Genomic DNA, 23,101 nt, shown 5'->3' with positions numbered 1-23,101 from the left:
GGCGTTCCCGGTCGGCCCCACCCGTCCCTCGCCCGTTCTCAGAACGCCAGCACCAGCGAGGCCACCGCCGGTGCCGCGTAGACCAGCGGGAACGGCAGGTGCGCGAACCAGCGGGCCCGCAGCACGGTGCCGGCGGCGCCGAGGAAGTACAGGACCAGACCGATCGCGGCGAGCACGCCGACCACGGGCACGAACAGTCCGGCCAGCAGTCCGGCCGCGCCCGCGGCCTTGGCCGCGCCGAGCCACGGCCACCACGAGCGCGGCACTCCGTAGTCGGCCAGCGGCTTCACCGTCCACTCGGCGCCGAGGAAGATCGAGGCGGCCGAGAAGCCCGCCATGACGGCTCCGACAACGGTGACGACGACGTAGGCGGTGGAGTGGTCAGTGAACATCTCAGCAGCTCCTCAGGGGGTTTCCGTGCCTCCCTGGACCCCCTGACACGGTGCGCCGCGGAAATGTGACAACCGCAGGAGCCGCTGTTGATGTGACGGCGGTCACTCGGCGTGGGCGGCCACCAGCCACTTCGACGGCAGCTCGATCCGGGTGCCGTCGGGAGCGGACTCGGTGGTCACCAGCGGCAGTTCACCGGAGGCCAGAACCGTGAGACCGGCGGTGCGCAGATACCTCGGCACCGCGTCGTCGGCCACTTCGCCGGGGGCGATGCCGTGCCGGAAGATCGGCGCGAGCTTCGGCGGCGGGCCGCCCGGGCTCTGCGCCAGTCCGCCGAGGACGGGGCGGGCGGCCTCCGACAGTTCGACGAGGAAGACCCGGCCGCGCTCCCCCAGCAGCGCGGCGATCCCGTCCACCAGCGGCTGCCGGTCGTCGGGCTCGCACTGGTGCAGGACGCCCCTCATATAGACGTTGGTGTCCCCGAGTTCGGCGTGCAGCGTCTCGGCCGCGCCCTTCTCGGCCGCGTCCAGCAGCCGGTACGCGGCCTGTCCGGCGGGGTCGGCGCGGCGGGCGTGGTCGAGGGCCGCGGCGGACAGGTCGGCGCCGACGACGTGCGGAAAACGGTCGGCGAAGTACCGTGTCTGAGTGCCGTTGCCGCAGCCGAGGTCCACCAACGCCAGTCCGGGGTCGGCGAGATGGGGCTCGAAGAGAGCCAGGTGGAGGGCGGCGGTCACCTTCGGGTCCGCGTCCCAGAAGACACCGCCCGGTTCCTCCGGAGCCTCCCGCCAGAAGCCCTCCCACGCCTCCCGGTAACGACTCGTCACGCTCATGCACAACTCCCCAGAATGCAAGGCCGATCCGCCGCAAGTGACGGGCGAGTACGGTCTATCGCTCCCCGGTCGGCGCGACAAGCGTGGTGCGCATTCCTTCACGCCGCGTTCGAGATCCGTCCGCCGTCCGGCGCGGCCCGGCCGGTCCTGCTCAGCGCCCCGCGGGGCGGCGCGGCAGGGTCAGCTCGAACCACACGGACTTCCCCGCTCCCGTACGGCTGGTGCCCCACTCGCGGGCCAGCGCGCTGACCACGCGCAGCCCCCGCCCGGCCTCGTCACCGGGCCCTGCGCTCAGCAGGGTCGGCAGTTCGTGGTCGTCGTCCTCGACCTCGCACAGCAGCGTCTCGCCGCGGACGAGGCGCAGGGCCACGGGGCTCCGGCGGGCGTGCCGTACGGCATTGGTGACCAGCTCGCTCACCAGGAGCACGGCGGCGTCGGCCGACTTGGCCAGGCCCCAGTCGTGCAGCTGCTCGCGGACCACCACACGGGCCCGGCCGACCTGCGCCGGGTCGAGGGGGAACCGCCACTCGGCGACGTCGTCCGGCTCGATGCCGTTGAGGCGGGCCAGGAGCAGGGCCACGTCGTCCTTGCGGCCGCCGCGGGTGTTGAGGGCGCGGATGATGGTGTCGCAGGCGTCGTCCATCGAGGCGGCCGGGTGGGCGGCGGACTCGCAGAGGGTCGCGAGCCCTACGCCGATGTCCTCGCCGCGCACCTCCACCAGCCCGTCGGTGCACATCACCAGCCGGTCACCCGGCTCCACGCGCACGCGTACCGCCTCGAAGGGCACCCCGCCGACCCCGATGGGCGCGCCGGTGGGCAGTTCGAGGAGTTCGCTGCGGCCGTCGACGGCACGCACCAACACGGGCGGGATATGTCCCGCGTTGGCGAGGTGCAGCTCGCCCTCGATCGGGTCGTAGACGGCGTACAGACAGGTCGCGAGGTAGGTGTCGCCGAGCCGTTGCGCCAAGTCGTCGAGATTGCGAAGGAGTTGGGCGGGCGACAGGTCGAGGGCGGCCATGGTCTGCACGGCCGTCCGCAACTGCCCCATCATCGCTGCCGAGTTGAGACCGTGTCCCATGACGTCGCCGACGACGAGGGCGGTCCGCGCGCCAGGCAGCTTCACCGAGTCGAACCAGTCGCCGCCGACCCGGCCGAGCAGCGTGCCCGGCAGATAGCGGGTGGCGATGTCACAGCCCGCCATCCGCGGCGGGATGTGCGGCAGCATGCTGTCCTGGAGGGTCTCGGCGACGCTCTCCTGGTAGGTGTACATGCGCGCGTTGTCGAGCACGAGGCCCGCGCGGGCCGCGAGTTCGGCGCCGGTGACCCGGTCCATGTCGTTGAAGAGGGCACGCTCGGGGTGACGCAGCAGGATCATGAAGCCGAGGACGACGTTCCGTGCCTTGAGCGGGACGACCAGCATGGAACGGCCGGTGATCAGGGGCCGGATGTCACGCTTCTCGAACTGCGAGGCGATGGCGTGGCCCATCTGCTCGCTGATACGCGGCACCAGGACGGGCTGTCCGGTCGTCATGCACTGGAAGAAGGGGGTGTGCGCCGGGAACGGCATGGCCTCGCCGACGGGTACGACGTCGTCCCATCGGCCGGGTTCGTCGGTGTGCTCGACGGCGACCCGGTGCCACATGGTGGTCGTGTCCGGCACACCGTCGGGGAACCCCTCCCCGGCGACCACCTGTTCGCGCAGATAGGTGCCCGCGACGTCGGTGAAGCGCGGGACGACGGCTCTGCTGACCTCGAGGATGGTGCGGGAGAGGTCGAGGGAGGTGCCGATCTTCCCGCTGACCTCGTTGAGGAACTCCAGCCGCTCACGGACGGCGACGTATTCGAGGTCCTCGCCCTCGTCGACCAGCTCCTGCGGTACGGGCATCCCTTCGGCGGCGACGCGGGCGGCCCGCTCGCGGCGCGCTCGGCGCTCGACGCGCCGGGCCACGCCCCAGTCGGGGGTCACGGGCACCCGTTCGTTCTGACTGAACTCCAGTACGGGATAGCCGAGTTCGAGGATCTGCGCGACGATGCGGGCGCCTTCGCCGACACTCATGCTGGGCAGGATCTCGGGCAGCCGCCGGGCGAGTTCCGCCGCGCCGGGGAAGTCGGTGTGCAGGGCGAAGGCGGGCGCGATGCGTTCGACGGCCAGCGGGTCCGCCGGTTCGTCCTGGTGCAGTGCCGCCGCGTCCGCCGCCAGCACCAGCAGCCGTTCCGTGCCCGGTCCCACCAGCGGGTACGCCCACCACAGCACGTCGGCCCGACCACCGTCGCGGTCCCGCCCGGGCACGGTCAGCCGGGCCCGTCCGGCGGCCGGGTAGCCGAGGCCCCGGTCGAGGGAGGAGTCGAGGCCGGGCCCGAGACCGTCGTAGGCCGCGTAGTCCCCGTAGCCGTCGTACCCACCGTCCGGAAGATCGTCGTCCGGCTCGGGGAGCGCCCCGGAGACGGGGAGCAGGTCGATCGCGGGCCGGCCGATCGCCTCCTCCTTGACGACGCCGAACAGCCGGCGTGCGCCGGTGCTCCAGTGGGAGACGAGTCCCTCGCGGTCCACCACGACCACGGCCAGGGGGACGCGCCCGGCGTCGGCGGACTCTCCCCCGCCCTCCGGGCGGGGGAACCCCCAGCTCGCTTCGCCCGCCGTGTCGGCCGCGTCGCTCCCGGCTCCGCGGCTGGGAGGTACGTCCCTCTCGGTGCCACGGTCCATGGCCCAGGCCCTCTCTCCCCAGAGCTGTGCAAGATCTGTCCCGCCGTCACCACCGTACGGCGCACGTCCGTCGGCATGTGCGGCAATCCTGGAATTGGTTTCGGCCGGGCGCGCCGGGGTACGCCGCCCGTCCCGGCGGCCGCTCGCGACGCGATCAGTCCTCGTGGCCGAGCTGGAGGTCGCGTTCCGTGCGTCCGCCGCCGCCCACCTGGAGGACGGTGGCGACCGGCGGGTAACCGGCGGCGATGACGGTGTACTCGCCGCAGGACTGGTCGACGAAGCGGAAGGCGCCGTCGGGCCCGGTGGTGAGGGTGTCCACGACGTTGCCCGCCGCGTCCAGGAGGGTCACGCGCGCGTCCTCGACGGGCCGCCCGCCGGTGGCCCGGACGGTGCCGCGCAGCAGGGCGCCGCCGGCGAGTTCGACGTCCTGGCGGGTTTCCCGGGCGGCCCGGACGCTGACCGGGACGGCGGCCGGGCGGAAGGCGGGCGCGCCGGCGGCGAGGGTGTACTCCCCGGCGACGAGTTCGGTGATGGCATAGCGGCCCTCGCGGCCGCTGCGGGTGCTGGCGACGACCTCGCCGTGCACGTCGGTGAGGGTGACGGTGGCCTCCCGTACCGGGGAACCGTCGGCGGTGACCACGCTGCCGGCGAGGCGTCCGGCGCCGCCGAGGACGACGTCCAGTTCGACGGGGCGCTCGCCGACGGTGACGGAGGCGGCCCGCGGCTGGTGGCCGCCGGCGGCGGCGATCAGCACGTACGCGCCGGAGCCCGGCGCGGCCAGCGCGAACCGGCCGTCCTCGCCGCTGGCGTCCCGGCCGATCTGCTGCCCGCTCACGTCGATGAGCGTGAGCGCCGCGCGGGGCACCACGGTTCCGTCGGGGTGCCGCACCGTGCCGCGCACGGGGACGCCGGCGGTGTGCGGCGCGTGGGATGCGAGGGTCTGCGGGAGCGCCGTGCTCCCGGGCGCGGGTTCCGGTGCGGCGGTGTGGTGGGACACCAGCGGCTTCTCCTCGAGGAAGAAGGCGACGAGCAGGCCGAGGAGCAGCACCGGCACGAGGTAGAGGAAGATCCTCGGCATGGCGTCGGCGTAGGCGCGGATGTAGGGGTCGCGCAGCTCCGGGGGCAGGGCGTGGACGAGCTGCGGGGTGAGGGACTCGGGGTCCGGGAGGCCGCTGCCCGGGCGGACGGGCAGGCGGGCGCGCAGGGCGTCGGTGAGCCGGTCGGCGAAGAGCGTGCCGAAGATCGCCGCGCCGACACTGCCGCCGATCTGCCGGAAGTAGTTGTTGGCGCTGGTGGCGGTGCCGAGGTCGGCGGGGCGCACGGAGTTCTGCACGGCGAGGACGAGCACGGGCATCACCAGCCCGATGCCGGCGCCGAGGACGGCCATCCAGAGGCTGTACTGGAGCCGGGGCGTGTCGACCTCCAGCCGGGACAGCAGCCACATGCCGAGGGCGGCGAGGGCGCTGCCGAGGACGGGATAGATCTTGTAGCGGCCGGTGTGCGTGATGAGCTGCCCCGAGAGGACCGAGGCGCCCACGATGCCGCCCATCATGGGCAGCATCAGCAGCCCCGACTCGGTGGCGGTGGCCCCGTCGACCATCTGCAGGAAGGTCGGCAGATAGCTCGCGGCGCCGAACAGCGCGACGCCGATCACCAGGCCGACCAGCGCGGTGACGTTGAAGACGGCGTCCCTGAACAGCCGCAGCGGGATGAGGGGTTCGGCTGCTGCGCGCTCCACGGCGAGGAACAGGGCGGCCGCGGCGGCCGCTCCCGCGCCGAGGCCGAGGATGACGCCCGAGTCCCAGGCGTGCCTGGTGCCGCCCCAACTGGTGAGCAGGACCAGGCAGGTGGAGGCGGCGGCGAGCAACAGAGCACCGAGGACGTCGAACCGGGGCTTCGCCGTCGGCTTCGGCAGCTTCAGCACGACGGTGACGACGGCCAGGGTGAGGAGGCCGAAGGGGACGTTGATGTAGAAGCACCAGCGCCAGGAGAGGTGGTCCGTGAAGTAGCCGCCGAGCAGCGGTCCGGCGACCGAGGCGAGAGCGAAGGCGGCTCCGATGAGGCCCATGAACCGGCCGCGCTGCCGGGGCGGCACGATGTCCGCGATGATCGCCTGTACGCCGATCATGAGTCCGCCGGCGCCGACGCCCTGGACCGCGCGGAAGGCGATCAGCTGGTCCATGGTCCGGGCCCGCCCGGCGAGCGCGGAGCCGATGACGAAGACCACGATCGCGAACTGGAAGACGCCCTTGCGCCCGAGGAGGTCGCCGAGTTTGCCGTAGACCGGCAGTCCGACGGTGGCGGTGAGCAGGTAGGCGGTGATCGCCCAGGACATCCGGTCCAGGCCGCGCAGTTCGCCGACGATCTTCGGCAGGGCGGTGGCGACGATCATCTGCTCCAGGGCCGCGAGGAGCAGGGCGAGCATCAGGGAGAAGAAGATCAGCCGCACCTGGCGTCGGCCGGGTTCCGGCGGGCCGGCCGGCGCCGGGGGCCGGTCCTCCGCGGCAGGTGCCGTGACCGGCTCGTCCTGTGTCAGCGTGGTCCCGCCCATGTGCCGCTCCCCTCGTCGCGCCTGCCACGCAATTCCCGCGTAAAGCGACAACTACGAGCAAGCGCGACGAGTTACGGCGCCATCCCGGTCACAAGAGAGATCCACTCGAACCGGTGAAGGGAATCAACGCGCGCGGAGCGCACGGGTGTTGATCTACTTCTCGACCTCGGTGGCGAGGTTGGCGAGAATCAGGTCGTAGATCCGGTTGAGACCCTTGGGCGCGAACGTCCTCTCGAAGAAGCCTCCGATGCCGCCGGCGCCGTTCCAGGAGCTGGTCACCACGACGCGAGACTTGCCCTCGCCCGCCGGGGTGACGCGCCAGACGGTGACCATCGAGGAGTTGCGGTCCTTCTCGACGAGCTCACCGTCGGTCGGCTCGGCGACCTCCAGGAGGCAGTCACGGACGCGCTTGCTGGTGGCCTGGAGCTTCCAGTGGACGAGGGTGCCCTCGCCGTCGCCGCCCTCGCGCACCTCGTACTCGCTGAAGTGCTCGGGCAGCAGCCTCCCGCGCGCGCCGCTGTAGTCGGCGATGGTGTCGAACACCTTCTCCGGATCCGCGGCGACGACCCGCTCGGTGGTGGCCTCGACCTGCGCCATGGGGTTCCTCCACGTCTGTGTTGCTCAGGGTTGTTCGGGGTTCCTCAGGTTCGGGGCAAGCCAACCACCCCGGTCCACGGCCGCCCAAATCGGGGTCCCGGAAGCGATCGCGGGGCGATCGAAATCGGCTCCCGAAAGGTTCCTCGCACGATCATGGGAACACATGTTCTATTGTGGGGGCAGTGCTACCGAGGAGGCGTCATGCGCTGGGACAACCTCACTGTGGAGACCCGCCACGACCGGCCGGCCGATGCCGCGCTGTTCGGTGCGGACGCGGTCACGACCAGGACGTTCGACACGCCCGAGTTCGCCGGCATCACGTTCCACGAGATCCGGGCCCGCTCGATCCTCAACCGGGTGCCGGGGGCCTCCCGGATGCCGTTCGAGTGGACGGTGAACCCCTACCGGGGCTGCACGCACGCGTGTGTGTACTGCTTCGCCCGCAAGACGCACAGCTATCTCGACCTCGACACCGGGACCGGCTTCGACACCCAGATCGTCGTCAAGGTGAACGCGCCGGACCTGCTGCGGCGCCAGCTGGCCTCGCCCCGCTGGCACGGGGAGCACGTCGCGATGGGCACGAACGTCGACTGTTACCAGCGCGCGGAGGGCCGCTACCGGCTGATGCCGGGCATCCTGTCCGCCCTGCGCGACCGGGCGAACCCCTTCTCGGTCCTGACCAAGGGCACCCTGATCCTGCGCGACCTCGACCTGCTGCGGCAGTCCGCCGAGGTGACCGACGTCGGCGTCTCGGTCTCCGTCGGCTTCACCGACACCGAGCTGTGGCGCACCGTGGAACCGGGTACGCCCGCGCCCCAGCGGCGTCTGGACGTCGTCAGGACCCTCACCGACCACGGGATCGGCTGCGGAGTGCTGATGGCGCCGGTGATCCCGTTCCTCGGCGACGAGCCGGCCCAGCTGCGCGCCACCGTGCGGGCGATCGCGGCCGCCGGGGCCACCTCGGTCACCCCGCTCGCGCTGCATCTGCGCCCCGGCGCCCGCGAGTGGTTCATGGCCTGGCTCGGGCAGCACCACCCGTACCTGGTGCGCCGGTACGAGCGGCTGTACGCGGACGGTGCCTACGCCCCCAAGTGGTACCAGCGGCGGATCACCCGTCAGGTCCACGAGCTGGCCGAGGAGTACGGGATCGGCCCCTCGCGCGCGGGGATGCCCCGCCGGATCCCGCGGCCCGGGCCGGCGGAGGAGCCGACCGAGTCCGGGCCGACCCAGCTGTCGCTGATCTGAGCACGCGGGTCTGAGCACGTTGATCTGAGCACGTTGATCTGAGCACGTTGATCTGAGCGCGTTCGAGCGCATCCGGTGACTCGATCGGGTCAATCAACGGCGGAACAGGTTCTGGCGGGCGCTCTTTTCGGGACGATGCGGCAAGGGCCGTGACCTGCGGTCCGACCACCTCCGGCCCCTTCGTCGTCTCTGGAGCACTCCATGAACCAACGCGCAGCCGTGCTGTGCGCTGTCGCCGTCGTCGTGGCCGGGACGGTCACCGCCGTGCCCGCCGCCGCGAGCCCTTCACCCGCCGCGGAGCACGCCCGCGCGGCGGCGCTCTCCTGGAAGAACTGCGGCACCACCGGGCAGCCGACGCTCCAGTGCGCGTCCCTGAAGGTGCCGCTCGACCACGCGCGGCCGGGCGGTGAACAGATCACGCTGGCGCTCTCCCGCGTCCCGCACACCGCGAAGACGTACCAGGGACCGCTCCTGGTCAACCCCGGTGGCCCCGGTGGCCGGGGGCTGAGCCTCGCCGGATTCGTCGCCTCGGCGCTGCCGAAGGCGGTCGCGGCCCAGTACGACGTCATCGGCTTCGACCCGCGCGGGGTGGGCAAGAGCACGCCCGCGCTGGACTGCGCGCCCGGCCACTTCGCCACCGTGCGCCCGGACTCCGTGCCGAGCACCGAGGCGATCGAGAAGGCCAACGTCACCCGCGCGCGGTCCTTCGCGACGGCCTGCGCGAAGAAGTACGCGCGCGTGCTGCCGTACATCGACACGGTCAGCGCCGTGCGGGACATGGACGCGATCCGTGCCGCGGTCGGTGCGCGGCAGCTGAACTACTTCGGCTACTCGTACGGCACCTACCTCGGCGCGGTGTACGCCAAGCTCTACCCGCAGCGGGTACGGCGCCTGGTCCTGGACTCGATCGTCGACCCCACGGGCGTCTGGTACGAGGACAACCTCACGCAGGACCTGGCCTTCAACGACCGGCACCGCGCCCTGATGGCCTGGATCGCCAGGAACGACAAGACGTACAGGCTCGGCACCGACCCGGAGCGGGTCGAGACCAGGTGGTACGCGATGCGGGCGGCCCTCGCCGGGAAGCCGGCCGCCGGCCGGGTGGGCGCCTCGGAGCTGGAGGACACCTTCCTGCCCGGCGGCTACTACAACGGCTACTGGCCCCTTCTCGCCGAGGCGTTCGCCGCGTACGCGAACCGCAAGGACGCCGCCCCGCTGGTCGAGGCGTACAAGAACTTCGCCGCCGTCGACGCCCCCGGGGACAACGGCTACAGCATCTACACCGCGGTGCAGTGCCGTGACGCCTTCTGGCCGCGCGACTGGGACGAGTGGCGCACGGACAACTGGTCGGTGTACGCGAAGGCGCCCTTCATGACCTGGAACAACGCCTGGTACAACGCGCCGTGCGCGTTCTGGCCGACCGGGTCCGTGGGGCCGGTGAACCTCACCAACGGCGAGCTGCCGCCGGCCCTGCTGTTCCAGGCGACGAACGACGCGGCCACCCCGTACGAGGGCGGCGCGACGGTCCACGCGCTGCTGGGCGGTTCGAGCCTCGTCGTCGAGGACGGCGGCCAGAACCACGGCATCACGCTGAGCGGGAACACCTGCCTGGACAAGCACCTGGCGGCGTACCTGGCCGACGGCACGGTGCCGCGCGGGACCGGCGGGGTCGACGCGGTGTGCAAGGCGCAGCCCGACCCGAAGCCGTCGGCCTCGAAGACCGCCTCGCCCAGCGCCCGCGGCTCGACGCTGCACGGGCTGCTGGGGTTCCGTGGCTGAGCGGTGATCACCGACCCGTCGGGGGCGTTGTCGGACCCGTGGTCCACCATGGACGCATGAGCGAACCGACCAGGATTCCCGCCCCCGACGGAGTCGCCGCCGCGGCCCAGTACTCGCATGTGGTCATGGGCACCGGCCGTTTCGTGGCCGTCGCCGGTCAGCTCCCGCTCGACGAACACCGCAGGCTGGTCGGCGAGGGCGACCCGGAGGCCCAGGCCCGCCAGGTCTTCGAGAACCTGCGCCGTTGCCTCGCAGCGGCCGGCGCGACCTTCGACGACGTCGTCAAACTCACCTATTTCGTCACGGACATGGCCCACATGCCCGCGATCCGCGCGGCCCGCACCGCCCACATACCCGACGACCGCCTCCCCGCCGCCTCGGCCGTACAGGTCGCCGCCCTGGTCCACCCGGACTTCCTGATGGAGATCGAGGCCTTCGCGGTGCTGGGCGAGTGACTCCCGCGACCGTCGTACGGGACATGACGCTCGCCGACGTCGACCGGGTCTCCGAGATCCGGATCCGGGGCTGGCGGAGCGCCTACCGGGGGCTGCTGCCGCAGTCGTACCTGGACGCGCTGAGTGTCGCCGAGGACGCCGGGCGGCGCCGTGCCCGCTTCGGGCAGGGCGGCGGTGCCGAGGTGGTGAACCTGGTCGCGGAACGGGCCGGGAGGGTGGTCGGCTGGGCCGCCCAGGGCGCCTACCGCGACGGTGAAGTCCGTACCGGGGACGCCGAGTTGTACGCGATCTACGTCGACACCGAGCACCTCGGCCGGGGTGTCGGGCGGGCCCTTCTCCAGGAGTCAACGCGGCGGGCCTGCGCCCTCGGACACTCCCGCATGTACCTCTGGGTCCTCGAGGGCAACGCCACGGCCCGCCGCTTCTACGAGCGTGCCGGGTTCCACGCGGACGGCGCCGAGGAGCCCTTCGAGGTGGAGGGCGTCGCGGTGCCCGAGGTGCGGTACCTCGGACACCTGCCCCTCTGAAGGCGCGCTCACGCCCGTCGGTCCCGCGCTCTCACCGCTGCCGCTGCCGGGGAATGCGCGCCAGCGCGTGTACGGCCGCCTCCGCCAGTGCCGGGTGGGCCAGGGCGTCGTTGAGTACCGGTCGGGCGCGGTCGTCGGCCAGGGTGCCCAGCCCTTCGACGCAGGCGAGGGCCACCCGGCGGTGGGGGTCGTGCGGGCTCAGGCGTCGCCGCAGGGTCGTGATCAGCGCGGGGACGGACTCGGGTGCGCGCAGGTCCACCAGCAGCCGGACGGGGTGCAGGGCGTAGGCGACGCGCAGTTCGTTGGTGGCCAGGGCGGCCGCGGCACGGGCGGTGCGGGGATCGCCGAGACGGGCCAGCGCGTGGGCGGCGGAGGCACAGCGCGGCGGGTCCCGGTGGTTGAGCAGCAGGACGAGCGCCTCGAAGGCGCGCCGGTCCCCGGCGCAGCCCAGCCGGAACGCGGCCAGCTCGCGGGCCCAGAGGGGCTGCCCCGACTCGGTGAGCACGCCCGCCAGTTCGTCGTGGTCCGCGGTACGCGCCAGCCGCTCGTACGCCGCCGTCGCGCCGGACTCGCGCCGTAAGCGCTCCGTGAGTGATCGCAACTCTTCGTCCATGTGCCGAGCGTAGGGGCTGGGCTGTGCGCGGAGGCGCGAACCGGGCACCCGGCCCGCCCGGCCGAGTGGGGACGTTCGAGCGAAACAGGTCACATTCCCAGGGGCTGGCGCGCTCGTTACCCACCGGTTAAGCTCATACGAGCGAGTCAATCACTCGCTACACCTCCTCGTGGTGGCCTGGTGACGCAGTCGCCGCGAGAAGTCGGTTCGGTACCACATGTACCGCTGTACGACCCGGCCACGGGACAGGGCCGGTCGGATCTGCCGTTCGCTCCGGGCGTGTGCACGCCCTCGGCGACGGCACCGGGCGTGTGCGCTCGTCAGCCCGGCAACACCCGCACATCCTTCACCGCACCCGGTGCGTCCGGGCCTCGCAGAGGCCGTTCGGCGCACCCGGGCGCGTTCCCAGTCGTCACCTCATTTCTGGAGTCCCGCGATGGTCGCTCCCCTGTCCGACACCCCTCTGTCCCCGCTCCGGACGATCGCCGTCATCGGCCTCGGCACCATGGGCACCGGCATCACCGAGGTCCTGGCGAAGGCCGGGCGTGAGGTGATCGGCATCGACATCAGCGAGGCCCAGGCCGCGCGGTCCCTCGCCGCGGTGGAGGCCTCCACCGCCCGCGCCGTGCAGCGCGGCCGGCTCACCGAGCAGGAGCGCACCGCGGCCTTGGCCCGGGTCCGCGTCTCCACCGATCTGCGTACGGCGGCCGACGCCGACCTCGTCATCGAGGTGGCGCCGGAGTCGTACGAGATCAAGCAGCAGATCTTCCGCGAGCTGGACGGGCTGGTGCGGCCCGAGACCATCCTCGCCACCGGCACCAACGCGCTCTCCGTGACCCGGCTCGCCGCCGACTCGGCGCGTCCGGAGCGGGTGTTGGGCCTGCACTTCTTCAACCCGGCGCCGGCCATGAAGCTGGTCGAGGTCGTCTCCTCGGTGCTGACCGCGCCCACCGCCGTCACCGCCGTCACCAACCTCGCCCTCGACCTCGGCAAGGAGCCGGTCGCGGTCGGCGACCGCCCCGGCTTCGTCGCCGACGGCCTGCTGTTCGGCTACCTCAACCAGGCCGCCGCGATGTACGAGGCCCGGTACGCCTCCCGGGAGGACATCGACGCCGCGATGCGGCTGGGCTGCGGACTGCCGATGGGCCCCCTCGCCCTGCTCGACCTGATCGGCGTGGACACGGCCCGTACGGTCCTGGAGGCCATGTACGCCGAGTCCCACGACCGGCTGCACGCCCCCGCGCCGATCCTCAAGCAGCTCAGCGAGGCGGGCCTGACCGGCCGTAAGTCGGGCCGCGGCTTCTACACCTACGACGCCCCGAACAGCGCGACGGTCGTCCCGGACGCGCTGACCCCCCTGTCCGGCGCCGGCGCGGCCCCCGGCCGTCCGGTCGGTTCGGTCGGTGTCGCCGGTTCCGGCACCATGGCCTCCGGTATCGCCGAGGTCTTCGCCAAGGCCGGTTACGACGTCGTCCTCGCCGCCCGCAGCGAGGAGAAGGCGCAGACCGCCAAGGCCCGGATCGGCAAGTCGCTCTCCCGCTCGGTCGACAAGGGCCGGCTGACCGCGGAGACCGCCGCCCAGATCCTGGACCGGATCACCCCGGCCGGCTCCTACGACGCCTTCGCCGACGTCGACCTCGCGCTCGAGGCGGTCGCCGAGGACCTGGAGATCAAGCAGCAGCTGTTCGCGACGCTGGACAAGGTGTGCAAGCCCGGCGCGGTCCTCGCCACGACGACCTCCTCGCTGCCGGTCGTCGCCTGCGCCCGCGCCACCTCGCGCCCGCAGGACGTGATCGGGATGCACTTCTTCAACCCGGCGCCCGCGATGAAGCTGGTCGAGGTCGTCCGTACCGTGCTGACGGCCGATGACGTCCACGCGACGGTCCGCGAGGTGTGCGGGCGGATCAAGAAGCACGCGGTGGACTGCGGAGACCGGGCCGGCTTCATCGTGAACGCGCTGCTCTTCCCGTACCTCAACAACGCGATCAAGATGGTCCAGGAGCACTACGCCTCCCTCGACGACATCGACGCGGCGATGAAGCTGGGCGGCGGCTACCCGATGGGCCCCTTCGAGCTGCTGGACGTCGTCGGACTCGACGTCTCGCTGGCGATCGAGAAGGTGCTGCACCGCGAGTTCCGGGATCCGGGCCTGGCCCCGGCCCCGCTCCTGGAGCACCTGGTGGCCGCGGGCTGCCTCGGCCGCAAGACCGGCCGCGGCTTCCGCGAATATGCCCGCCGCTGACGGTATCGGCGACCGGCTCCGCGCAGACGAGGACTGGGGCGGGCTCCTCGACCCCGCCCTCGGGCCCCCGCCCGCCGAGGGCGGGGGAAACCCCGGACAGGCGCACCGAGCTGCGCACATGCAGTACGTTCGGGTCATGCCCCAGCCCGCCAGGTCCTCACGTACACCAGCCACGCCCGACGCGCCGGAGAGTGCCGCGGGCAGCCGCGCGGCAGCCCAGCGACTCAAGATGCGCCGAGAACTGGCGGCCGCGGCGATGGAGCTGTTCGCGACCAAGGGGTACGAGGCGACCACCGTCGACGAGATCGCGGCCGCGGCCGGAGTCGCCCGCCGGACCTTCTTCCGCCACTTCCGCTCCAAGGAAGAGGCGATCTTCCCCGACCACGACGACACCTTGATCCGGGCGGAGGCCGTGCTCAACGCGGCCCCGGCGCACGAGCATCCGCTCGACACGGTGTGCCGTGGCATCAAGGAGGTCATGAAGATGTACGCGGCCCGGCCGGAGATCTCGGTGGCCCGCTACAAGCTGACGCGCGAGGTGCCCACCCTGCGCGAGGCGGAGATCGCGTCGGTGGCCCGCTACGAGCGGCTCTTCACCCGCTACCTCCTCGGGCACTTCGACGAGCACGCCCACGACGACGACGCCAACGACGATCCGCTGCTCGCCGAGGTCGCCGCGTCCGCCGTGGTCACCGCCCACAACCACGTGCTGCGGCGCTGGCTCAGAGCCGGCGGCCAGGGCGATGTCGAGACCCAGCTCGACCACGCCTTCGCGATCGTGCGGAAGACGTTCGGGACGGGTATCGGAGCCGGCCGCAGCAGCGCCGGCGCCCCTCAGCCGGCCCCGGCGGCGGTCTCCGCCCAGGGCGAGGTCCTGGTGACGGTCGCCCGTACCGACGCCTCGCTGGACGAGGTCATGCGCACCATCGAGCAGGCCCTCAAGGAGCGCTGAGCGCCCCTCGGAACCCCTTGGAACGTTGTGACGACGGCCACCCCACCGGGTGGCCGTTTTGGCATGTCAGAGCCCCTTTTCACGCACATTTCAGAGGCCGTTCGATCGATCATCGCTCATTTGTTACGTAAAGATTTCAGCTGAGACCAAGTTCTGGCACTCAGTGCCTTGCGGGGTGACACGCGGTGTCATACGTTGAAGGTGTCCGGGCGGCCGGCGTGCAGAGACCATTCGTACGTCGGCTGTCCCCGCAAGCTCATGGTTTGCGCGCCCGGACGCCTGCGTCACAGGCAACCTCCCGCGCCACAAAGCGCTGCCGAACAGCACATCCGCCGAACCGACGGCACGTTCAACCCAACCCTCAGCAGCACCGACGTAACCCTCAGCGCCCCGCCCTCAGGGCGCTCACCGCCGGAGGCAACACCGTGACCATGCAGAAGATCCTGGACGCGATCCAGTCGCCGGACTCGACGCCGGACGACTTCGCCGCTCTGCCGCTCCCCGAGTCCTACCGCGCGATCACCGTGCACAAGGACGAGGCCGAGATGTTCGCCGGGCTCGAGAGCCGTGACAAGGACCCCCGCAAGTCCCTCCACCTGGACGAGGTGGCCCTGCCCGAGCTCGGTCCGGGCGAGGCCCTGGTGGCCGTCATGGCCTCCTCGGTCAACTACAACTCCGTGTGGACCTCGATCTTCGAGCCGGTGTCGACGTTCTCCTTCCTGGAGCGCTACGGCAGGCTCAGCGAGCTCACCAAGCGGCACGACCTGCCGTACCACGTCATCGGTTCCGACCTGGCGGGCGTCGTCCTGCGCACCGGCCCGGGCGTCAACGCCTGGAAGCCGGGCGACGAGGTCGTCGCGCACTGTCTGTCCGTCGAGCTGGAGTCCTCCGACGGCCACAACGACACGATGCTCGACCCCGAGCAGCGCATCTGGGGCTTCGAGACCAACTTCGGCGGCCTCGCGGAGATCGCCCTGGTCAAGTCCAACCAGCTGATGCCGAAGCCGGACCACCTGTCGTGGGAGGAGGCGGCGGCCCCCGGCCTCGTCAACTCCACCGCCTACCGGCAGCTGGTCTCCCGCAACGGCGCCGGCATGAAGCAGGGCGACAACGTCCTGATCTGGGGCGCCAGCGGCGGACTCGGCAGCTACGCCACGCAGTTCGCGCTGGCCGGCGGCGCCAACCCGATCTGTGTCGTCTCCTCCCCCGAGAAGGCCGACATCTGCCGGGCCATGGGCGCCGAGGCGGTCATCGACCGCAACGCCGACGGCTACAGGTTCTGGAAGGACGAGCAGACCCAGGACCCGAAGGAGTGGAAGCGCTTCGGCAAGCGCATCCGCGAGTTCACCGGCGGCGAGGACATCGACATCGTCTTCGAGCACCCGGGCCGCGAGACCTTCGGCGCCTCGGTCTACGTCACCCGCAAGGGCGGCACCATCACCACCTGCGCCTCGACCTCCGGCTACATGCACGAGTACGACAACCGCTACCTGTGGATGTCCCTGAAGCGGATCATCGGCTCGCACTTCGCCAACTACCGCGAGGCCTGGGAGGCCAACCGGCTGATCGCGAAGGGCAAGATCCACCCGACGCTGTCGAAGGTCTACTCCCTGGAGGAAACCGGCCAGGCCGCCTACGACGTGCACCGCAACCTCCACCAGGGCAAGGTCGGCGTCCTCGCGCTGGCCCCCCAGGAGGGTCTGGGTGTGCGCGACGAGGAGAAGCGCGCCCAGCACATCGACGCCATCAACCGCTTCCGCAACATCTGAGACACCCGAGGTCATAGATGACTGAGCGTCAGAAGGACCGGCCGTGGCTCATGCGCACGTACGCCGGTCACTCCACGGCCGAGGCGTCCAACGAGCTGTACCGGCGCAACCTCGCCAAGGGCCAGACGGGTCTGTCGGTCGCCTTCGACCTGCCCACCCAGACCGGCTACGACTCCGACCACGTCCTCGCCCGCGGCGAGGTCGGCCGGGTCGGCGTGCCGGTGGCCCATCTCGGTGACATGCGCAGGCTGTTCCAGGACATCCCGCTGGAGCAGATGAACACCTCGATGACGATCAACGCCACCGCCATGTGGCTGCTGGCGCTCTATCAGGTCGTCGCCGAGGAGCAGGGTGCGGACATCACCCTGCTCCAGGGCACGACCCAGAACGACATCGTCAAGGAGTACCTGTCCCGGGGCACGCACGTGTTCCCGCCGGGGCCGAGCCTCCGTCTCACCACGGACATGATCGCGTACACGGTCTCCCACATCCCGAAGTGGAACCCGATCAACATCTGCAGCTACCACCTGCAGGAGGCCGGGGCCACGCCGGTCCAGGAGATCGCGTACGCGATGTCCACGGCGATCGCCGTGCTGGACGCCGTCCGCGACTCCGGACAGGTGCCGGCCGAGAAGTTCGGCGAGGTCGTCGCCCGTATCTCCTTCTTCGTCAACGCGGGCGTCCGGTTCGTCGAGGAGATGTGCAAGATGCGCGCCTTCGGCCGCATCTGGGACCGGATCACCCGCGAGCGCTACGGCATCGAGAACGCCAAGCAGCGCCGCTTCCGCTACGGCGTCCAGGTCAACTCCCTGGGCCTGACGGAGGCGCAGCCGGAGAACAACGTCCAGCGGATCGTCCTCGAGATGCTCGCCGTGACGCTGTCGAAGGACGCACGCGCGCGTGCCGTGCAGCTGCCCGCCTGGAACGAGGCCCTCGGCCTGCCCCGCCCCTGGGACCAGCAGTGGTCGCTGCGTATCCAGCAGGTGCTCGCTCTGGAGAGCGACCTGCTGGAGTACGAGGACATCTTCGAGGGCTCGAAGGTCATCGAGACCAAGGTGGGGGAGCTGGTCGAGGAGTCCCTCACGGAGATCGAGCGGATCCAGGAGATGGGCGGCGCGATGGCCGCCGTCGAGTCCGGCTACCTCAAGTCGCAGCTCGTCTCCTCGCACGCCGAGCGCCGGGCCCGGATCGAGTCCGGGCAGGAGAAGATCATCGGCGTCAACATCTTCGAGACGACCGAGCCCAACCCGCTCACCGCGGATCTCGACACGGCCATCCAGACGGTCGATCCGGCGGTCGAGGCCCGTGTCATCGCCTCCCTCGAGAACTGGCGCGACACGCGCTACCAGCCGCCCTTCAACCACCCGCGCCCGTGCAAGGCGCTGGAGAAGCTGAAGGAGGCCGCCAAGGGCACCGCCAACCTCATGGAAGCCACCCTGGAGTGCGCCCGGGCCGGCGTCACCACCGGCGAGTGGGCCGGGGCGCTGCGCGAGGTGTTCGGCGAGTTCCGCGCCCCGACCGGTGTGTCGTCGGCGCCGGTGGCGGTCCCGGCCGAGGCGGGCTCGGCCATGGCCGACGTCCGCCGCCGGGTCGATGTCACCGCGAAGGACATGGGCGTCGGCAAGCTCCGCTTCCTGGTCGGCAAGCCGGGCCTGGACGGGCACTCCAACGGCGCCGAGCAGATAGCCGTGCGCGCGCGGGACGCCGGCTTCGAGGTGGTCTACCAGGGCATCCGGCTGACGCCCGAGCAGATCGTGGACGCCGCGCTGGAGGAGGACGTGCACGCCGTCGGCCTGTCCATCCTCTCCGGCTCGCACGCCCAGCTGGTGCCGGACGTCCTCGAACGGCTGCGTGTGGCCGGTGCCACAGACATCCCGGTGATCGCCGGTGGCATCATCCCGAATGGAGACGCCGAACAGCTCAGGGCTGCCGGCGTGGCCGCGGTCTTCACCCCGAAGGACTTCGACATCACCGGAATCATCGGCCGCATCGTCGACGAGATCCGGAAAGCGAACAAGCTCGACCCCCTGGAGGTCCCCGCATGACCGTCAACCGTCTGCGTCCCCGCCGCTCGTGTCTCGCGGTCCCGGGCAGCAACCCCCGCTTCCTCGAGAAGGCGCAGGGCCTCCCGGCGGACCAGGTGTTCCTCGACCTCGAGGACGCGTGCGCCCCGCTCGCCAAGCCCGAGGCGCGGCACACCATCGTCAAGTTCCTCAACGAGGGCGACTGGACGGGCAAGACGAGGGTGGTCCGGGTCAACGACTGGACGACCGAGTGGACGTACCGCGACGTCGTGACGGTGGTCGAGGGGGCCGGACCCAACCTCGACTGCATCATGCTGCCGAAGGTGCAGAACGCCCAGCAGATCGTCGCGCTGGACCTGCTCCTGACGCAGATCGAGAAGACCATGGGCTTCGAGGTCGGCCGCATCGGCATCGAGGCGCAGATCGAGAACGCGCAGGGCCTCAACAACGTCAACGAGATCGCCACGGCTTCCCAGCGCGTCGAGACGATCATCTTCGGCCCGGCCGACTTCATGGCGTCGATCAACATGAAGTCGCTGGTCGTGGGCGAGCAGCCGCCCGGCTACCCGGCGGACGCCTACCACTACATCCTGATGAAGATCCTGATGGCCGCCCGCGCCAACGACCTGCAGGCGATCGACGGCCCCTACCTCCAGATCCGCAACGTCGACGGCTACCGCGAGGTCGCCGGACGCGCGGCCGCCCTCGGCTTCGACGGCAAGTGGGTGCTGCACCCGGGCCAGGTCGAGGCGTCCAACGAGATCTTCTCGCCGTCGCAGGAGGACTTCGACCACGCCGAGCTGATCCTGGACGCGTACGACTACTACACGTCCGAGGCGGGCGGCAAGAAGGGCTCGGCGATGCTCGGCGACGAGATGATCGACGAGGCCAGCCGCAAGATGGCGCTGGTCATCTCCGGCAAGGGCCGCGCCGCCGGCATGCAGCGCACCAGCAAGTTCGAGATCCCGGAGGGCTGAGCGCCATGCAGTTCGGACGCACCTACGAGGAGTTCGAGGTCGGGGCGACGTACAAGCACTGGCCGGGCAAGACGGTCACGGAGTACGACGACCACCTGTTCTGTCTCCTCACCATGAACCACCACCCGCTCCACATGGACACCAACTACGCGGAGCACACGACCGACTTCGGCAAGAACGTCGTCGTGGGCAACTACATCTACTCCCTGCTGCTCGGCATGTCCGTGCCGGACGTCTCGGGCAAGGCGATCGCCAACCTGGAGATCGAGTCGCTCAAGCACGTGGCGCCGACCTTCCACGGCGACACGATCTACGGGCAGACGACCGTGCTCGACAAGTGGCCGTCGAAGTCGAAGAACGACCGCGGGATCGTCTACGTCGAGACCAAGGGCTACAAGCAGGACGGCACGCTGGTCTGCGTGTTCCGCCGCAAGGTCATGGTGCCGACCGAGACGTACATCAAGGAGCGCGGCGGCGAGCAGCCGGGCCGCCCGGAGCTGAACGACCCTTCGGAAAAGACGGAGAAGTAGCCATGGCGCGCCTCGCCCAGACCGCCGGTCTGACCGACATCCAGCAGGAGATCCTCTCCACCGTCCGCGACTTCGTGGACAAGGAGATCATCCCGGTCGCGACCGGGCTGGAGCACCGCGACGAGTACCCGCAAGCGATCGTCGACGGTCTCAAGGAGTTGGGCCTGTTCGGCCTGATGATCCCCGAGGAGTACGGCGGTCTGGGCGAGTCGCTCCTGACGTACGCCCTGTGCGTCGAGGAGATCGCCCGCGGCTGGATGTCGGTCTCCGGCATCATCAACACGCACTTCATCGTGGCGTACATGCTCAAGCAGCACGGCACGCAGGAGCAGAAGGACCACTACCTGCCGAGGATGGCGGCCGGCGACATTCGCGGCGCCTTCTCCATGTCGGAGCCGGCTCTCGGCTCGGACGTGTCCGCGATCACGTCGAAGGCGGTGAAGGACGGCGACGAGTACGTCCTCAACGGCCAGAAGATGTGGCTGACGAACGGCGGGACGTCGTCGCTGGTGGCCGTTCTGGTCCGAAGTGACGAAGGACACCCCGAGGGCACGGCCCCCCACAAGTCGATGACGACCTTCCTGATCGAGAAGGAACCCGGTTTCGGTGAGGTCCGCCCCGGCCTGACCATCCCGGGCAAGATCGACAAGATGGGGTACAAGGGGGTGGACACCACCGAGCTGATCATGGACGGCCTGCGCCTTCCCGCCGATCGCGTGCTCGGCGGGGTCACCGGCCGAGGTTTTTACCAAATGATGGACGGGGTCGAGGTGGGCCGCGTCAATGTCGCGGCGCGTGGCTGCGGCGTCGCCCATCGTGCCTTCGAGCTGGGCGTCTCGTACGCCCAGCAGCGCCACACCTTCGGCAAGCCGATCGCCCAGCACCAGGCGATCCAGTTCAAGCTCGCCGAGATGGCTACCAAGGTCGAGGCCGCCCATGCCATGATGGTGAACGCCGCACGCAAAAAGGACTCCGGGGAACGAAACGACCTTGAGGCAGGGATGGCGAAGTACCTCGCCTCCGAGTACTGCAAGGAGGTCGTGGAGGACGCCTTCCGGATCCACGGCGGTTACGGCTTCTCCAAGGAGTACGAGATCGAGCGCCTCTACCGCGAGGCCCCGATGCTGCTGATCGGTGAAGGCACCGCAGAAATCCAGAAAATGATCATCGGACGCAGGTTGCTCGAGGAGTATCGGTTCCAAGGGTGATTGTCCGAGTTGGGGGTGTTTTCTTCGAGAAGAAGATCACACCCCGTCAACTTCCCTCCGCCATCGACTCGGCTTCCTTGCTTACCCAGTTGCGGCCCCGAACCGCTACGATCGCGTAAAGCCGCCGTCCCCCCGTCGAAGCGCGGCATCATCCGCTACGAAGGTCATCCATGCCCCACAGCCAAACCTCTGCACACCGCGACAGCCTGGTAGGCGCACGCCTCGCGCGCGGAGCATCGCCGTGGCTTCTGCCGACCGTCGCCACCGCAGCCGTCAGCCTGCTGCGCGCCCGCCGCTCGGGTGCCGCCAAGGCCGTCGCCGTGCCCGCCACCGCTCTCGCGGCGGGCATGCTGTGGTTCTTCCGCGACCCCGAGCGCGAGATCGCCTCGGGTCGGGTCATCTCCCCCGCCGACGGTGTGGTGCAGAGCATCATGCCGTGGAAGGACGGACGCACCCGGGTCGCGATCTTCATGAGCCCGCTCAACGTCCACGTCAACCGTGCGCCGCTGGCCGGCACCGTGACGTCGGTCGAGCACATCCCGGGCGGGTTCGTGCCGGCGTTCAACAAGGAGAGCGAGAACAACGAGCGCGTCGTCTGGCACTTCGACACCGAGCTCGGTGACATCGAGATGATCCAGATCGCCGGAGCCGTCGCCCGCCGCATCGTCCCCTACATCCCCGAGGGCACGAAGGTCGAGCAGGGCGAGCGGATCGGCCTGATCCGCTTCGGTTCGCGTGTCGACATCTACCTCCCCGAGGGCGTGGACGTCGCGGTCGAGGTGGGGCAGAAGACCGTGGCAGGGGTGACTCGCATTGACCGTGATTGACCCGGAGACCCAGGCGGGCTGGGTGCCCGAGGCCGACGAGGTGGACGACGACGAGGAGATGCCCCTCTCTCTCCGCCTGTCGATAGCGGACACCCTCACCCTCGGCAACGCGACGTGCGGCTTCATGGCCGTGTACTTCACCACCACCGGCATCCTGATCCCGCACCTCACCGGCAGCCAGGAATCCGGCATGGCCCGCCACAGCGCGGCCACGGCGGTCATCCTGATGCTGTGCGCGGCGGTCTTCGACCTGTTCGACGGCCTGGTCGCACGCAAGCTGCGCTCGTCGCCAATGGGCGCGGAGCTGGACAACCTCTCGGACCTGATCAGCTTCGGTCTGGCCCCGGCGTACTTCGTCCTGGTCTACGGCATGGTCGCCGACGACGCCCACCAGCGGGTGGCGGCGGTCGGGGCGATCGTGGTGCTGCTCGCGGTGGTGCTGAGGCTCGCGAGATTCTCGTGCGTCACCGTCAAGGACGGCACCTTCCAGGGCATGCCGTCGCCGTTCGGCGCGCTGACGGTCGTCTCGATCGTGCTCCTCGAGCTGCCGTTCGTCGCCACGCTCATGGCGATCATCGGCACCGCGTGGCTGATGGTGAGCCGGGTCGAGTACCCGAAGCCGCGGGGCCGCCTGGCCGGCGCGATGCTCTCCTGGATCGTGCTGTCGATGGGGCTGCTGGCGGCCTGGGCGTTCGACGCCCCGAGCGGTCAGCTCCTGCTCCAGACCGGCTGCGCGCTGCAGCTCGTCATGGGCGCGGTCATCCCGCTGTTCGCCACGGCCCGCCGGGTGAACAACTTCCGTGACAACCGGCGCGAGGCGCGGGCGGCACAGCTGCCCTGACCGACGCTCCACCGCTCGACGGGTGCGGCCCGGACCTCGG

19 protein-coding genes are annotated in these 23,101 nt (G+C 70.6%); 13 read left to right on the top strand and 6 right to left on the bottom strand.

The window, feature by feature from the left end:
* Positions 1 to 38 precede the first annotated feature (38 nt).
* From ACFVYS_RS42275 to ACFVYS_RS42255, 5 genes are all read right to left on the bottom strand, one after another.
* Complete coding sequence (locus tag ACFVYS_RS42275) at positions 39 to 392, bottom strand: DoxX family protein (protein ID WP_171400375.1); 354 nt, start codon at positions 390 to 392, stop codon at positions 39 to 41.
* 102 nt (positions 393 to 494) lie between these two features.
* Complete coding sequence (locus tag ACFVYS_RS42270) at positions 495 to 1,220, bottom strand: class I SAM-dependent methyltransferase (protein WP_389511014.1); 726 nt, start codon at positions 1,218 to 1,220, stop codon at positions 495 to 497.
* 151 nt (positions 1,221 to 1,371) lie between these two features.
* Positions 1,372 to 3,924, bottom strand: a complete 2,553-nt coding sequence (locus ACFVYS_RS42265) for a SpoIIE family protein phosphatase (RefSeq protein ID WP_389511013.1) — start codon at positions 3,922 to 3,924, stop codon at positions 1,372 to 1,374.
* A 154-nt stretch (positions 3,925 to 4,078) separates the two neighbouring features.
* Positions 4,079 to 6,475: an MFS transporter gene (locus ACFVYS_RS42260; protein ID WP_389511010.1), complete on the bottom strand. Its 2,397-nt coding sequence runs from the start codon at positions 6,473 to 6,475 to the stop codon at positions 4,079 to 4,081.
* Between the two features lie 153 nt (positions 6,476 to 6,628).
* Positions 6,629 to 7,072, bottom strand: a complete 444-nt coding sequence (locus ACFVYS_RS42255; protein ID WP_389511008.1) for an SRPBCC family protein — start codon at positions 7,070 to 7,072, stop codon at positions 6,629 to 6,631.
* Between the two features lie 201 nt (positions 7,073 to 7,273).
* On the opposite strand from ACFVYS_RS42255, the gene ACFVYS_RS42250 reads away from it, so the two are divergent.
* The 4 genes from ACFVYS_RS42250 (at position 7,274) to ACFVYS_RS42235 (ending at position 11,078) form a co-directional block, all read left to right on the top strand.
* On the top strand, positions 7,274 to 8,317 hold the full coding sequence (locus ACFVYS_RS42250; protein ID WP_389511006.1) for an Rv2578c family radical SAM protein: 1,044 nt from the start codon (positions 7,274 to 7,276) through the stop codon (positions 8,315 to 8,317).
* A gap of 201 nt (positions 8,318 to 8,518) precedes the next feature.
* Positions 8,519 to 10,096, top strand: a complete 1,578-nt coding sequence (locus ACFVYS_RS42245) for an alpha/beta hydrolase (protein ID WP_389511004.1) — start codon at positions 8,519 to 8,521, stop codon at positions 10,094 to 10,096.
* Positions 10,097 to 10,152: 56 nt separating this feature from the next.
* Entirely contained in the window at positions 10,153 to 10,551 is a 399-nt protein-coding gene (locus tag ACFVYS_RS42240; protein WP_389511002.1) for a RidA family protein, read from the top strand.
* Positions 10,552 to 10,574: 23 nt separating this feature from the next.
* A complete protein-coding gene (locus ACFVYS_RS42235; protein ID WP_389511020.1) occupies positions 10,575 to 11,078 on the top strand; it encodes a GNAT family N-acetyltransferase in 504 nt (167 codons plus the stop codon).
* A gap of 31 nt (positions 11,079 to 11,109) precedes the next feature.
* Here the strand turns inward: ACFVYS_RS42235 and ACFVYS_RS42230 are convergent, their stop codons facing one another.
* On the bottom strand, positions 11,110 to 11,691 hold the full coding sequence (locus ACFVYS_RS42230) for an adenylosuccinate lyase (protein ID WP_389511000.1): 582 nt from the start codon (positions 11,689 to 11,691) through the stop codon (positions 11,110 to 11,112).
* Between the two features lie 436 nt (positions 11,692 to 12,127).
* Between ACFVYS_RS42230 and ACFVYS_RS42225 the strand changes: the two genes are divergently transcribed.
* The 9 genes from ACFVYS_RS42225 (at position 12,128) to pssA (ending at position 23,061) form a co-directional block, all read left to right on the top strand.
* The gene (locus ACFVYS_RS42225) at positions 12,128 to 13,933 is read left to right on the top strand and encodes a 3-hydroxyacyl-CoA dehydrogenase family protein (protein WP_389510998.1); all 1,806 of its coding nucleotides are present in this window, start codon (positions 12,128 to 12,130) and stop codon (positions 13,931 to 13,933) included.
* Between the two features lie 136 nt (positions 13,934 to 14,069).
* On the top strand, positions 14,070 to 14,885 hold the full coding sequence (locus ACFVYS_RS42220) for a TetR family transcriptional regulator (protein WP_200839964.1): 816 nt from the start codon (positions 14,070 to 14,072) through the stop codon (positions 14,883 to 14,885).
* A gap of 431 nt (positions 14,886 to 15,316) precedes the next feature.
* Complete coding sequence (gene ccrA, locus ACFVYS_RS42215; RefSeq protein WP_389511018.1) at positions 15,317 to 16,654, top strand: crotonyl-CoA carboxylase/reductase; 1,338 nt, start codon at positions 15,317 to 15,319, stop codon at positions 16,652 to 16,654.
* 17 nt (positions 16,655 to 16,671) lie between these two features.
* Positions 16,672 to 18,699, top strand: a complete 2,028-nt coding sequence (locus ACFVYS_RS42210; RefSeq protein WP_389510997.1) for a protein meaA — start codon at positions 16,672 to 16,674, stop codon at positions 18,697 to 18,699.
* Positions 18,696 to 19,655, top strand: coding sequence for an HpcH/HpaI aldolase/citrate lyase family protein (locus ACFVYS_RS42205; RefSeq protein WP_389510995.1), 960 nt, complete (start codon positions 18,696 to 18,698; stop codon positions 19,653 to 19,655). The genes ACFVYS_RS42210 and ACFVYS_RS42205 overlap by 4 nt, the downstream gene beginning before the upstream one ends.
* A gap of 5 nt (positions 19,656 to 19,660) precedes the next feature.
* The gene (locus ACFVYS_RS42200) at positions 19,661 to 20,185 is read left to right on the top strand and encodes a MaoC family dehydratase (protein WP_389510994.1); all 525 of its coding nucleotides are present in this window, start codon (positions 19,661 to 19,663) and stop codon (positions 20,183 to 20,185) included.
* 2 nt (positions 20,186 to 20,187) lie between these two features.
* Positions 20,188 to 21,393 (top strand): acyl-CoA dehydrogenase family protein, encoded by a 1,206-nt coding sequence (locus ACFVYS_RS42195; protein WP_389510992.1) that lies wholly within the window; start codon positions 20,188 to 20,190, stop codon positions 21,391 to 21,393.
* Positions 21,394 to 21,563: 170 nt separating this feature from the next.
* The gene (locus ACFVYS_RS42190; protein ID WP_020125547.1) at positions 21,564 to 22,220 is read left to right on the top strand and encodes a phosphatidylserine decarboxylase; all 657 of its coding nucleotides are present in this window, start codon (positions 21,564 to 21,566) and stop codon (positions 22,218 to 22,220) included.
* Positions 22,221 to 22,242: 22 nt separating this feature from the next.
* A complete protein-coding gene (gene pssA / locus ACFVYS_RS42185; RefSeq protein WP_389511016.1) occupies positions 22,243 to 23,061 on the top strand; it encodes a CDP-diacylglycerol--serine O-phosphatidyltransferase in 819 nt (272 codons plus the stop codon).
* Positions 23,062 to 23,101: the final 40 nt, after the last annotated feature.

The sequence above is a fragment of the Streptomyces sp. NPDC058295 genome (assembly GCF_042880655.1).
Lineage (GTDB): Bacteria > Actinomycetota > Actinomycetes > Streptomycetales > Streptomycetaceae > Streptomyces > Streptomyces coriariae.
This window is presented reverse-complemented; position numbering and strand designations above follow the sequence as displayed.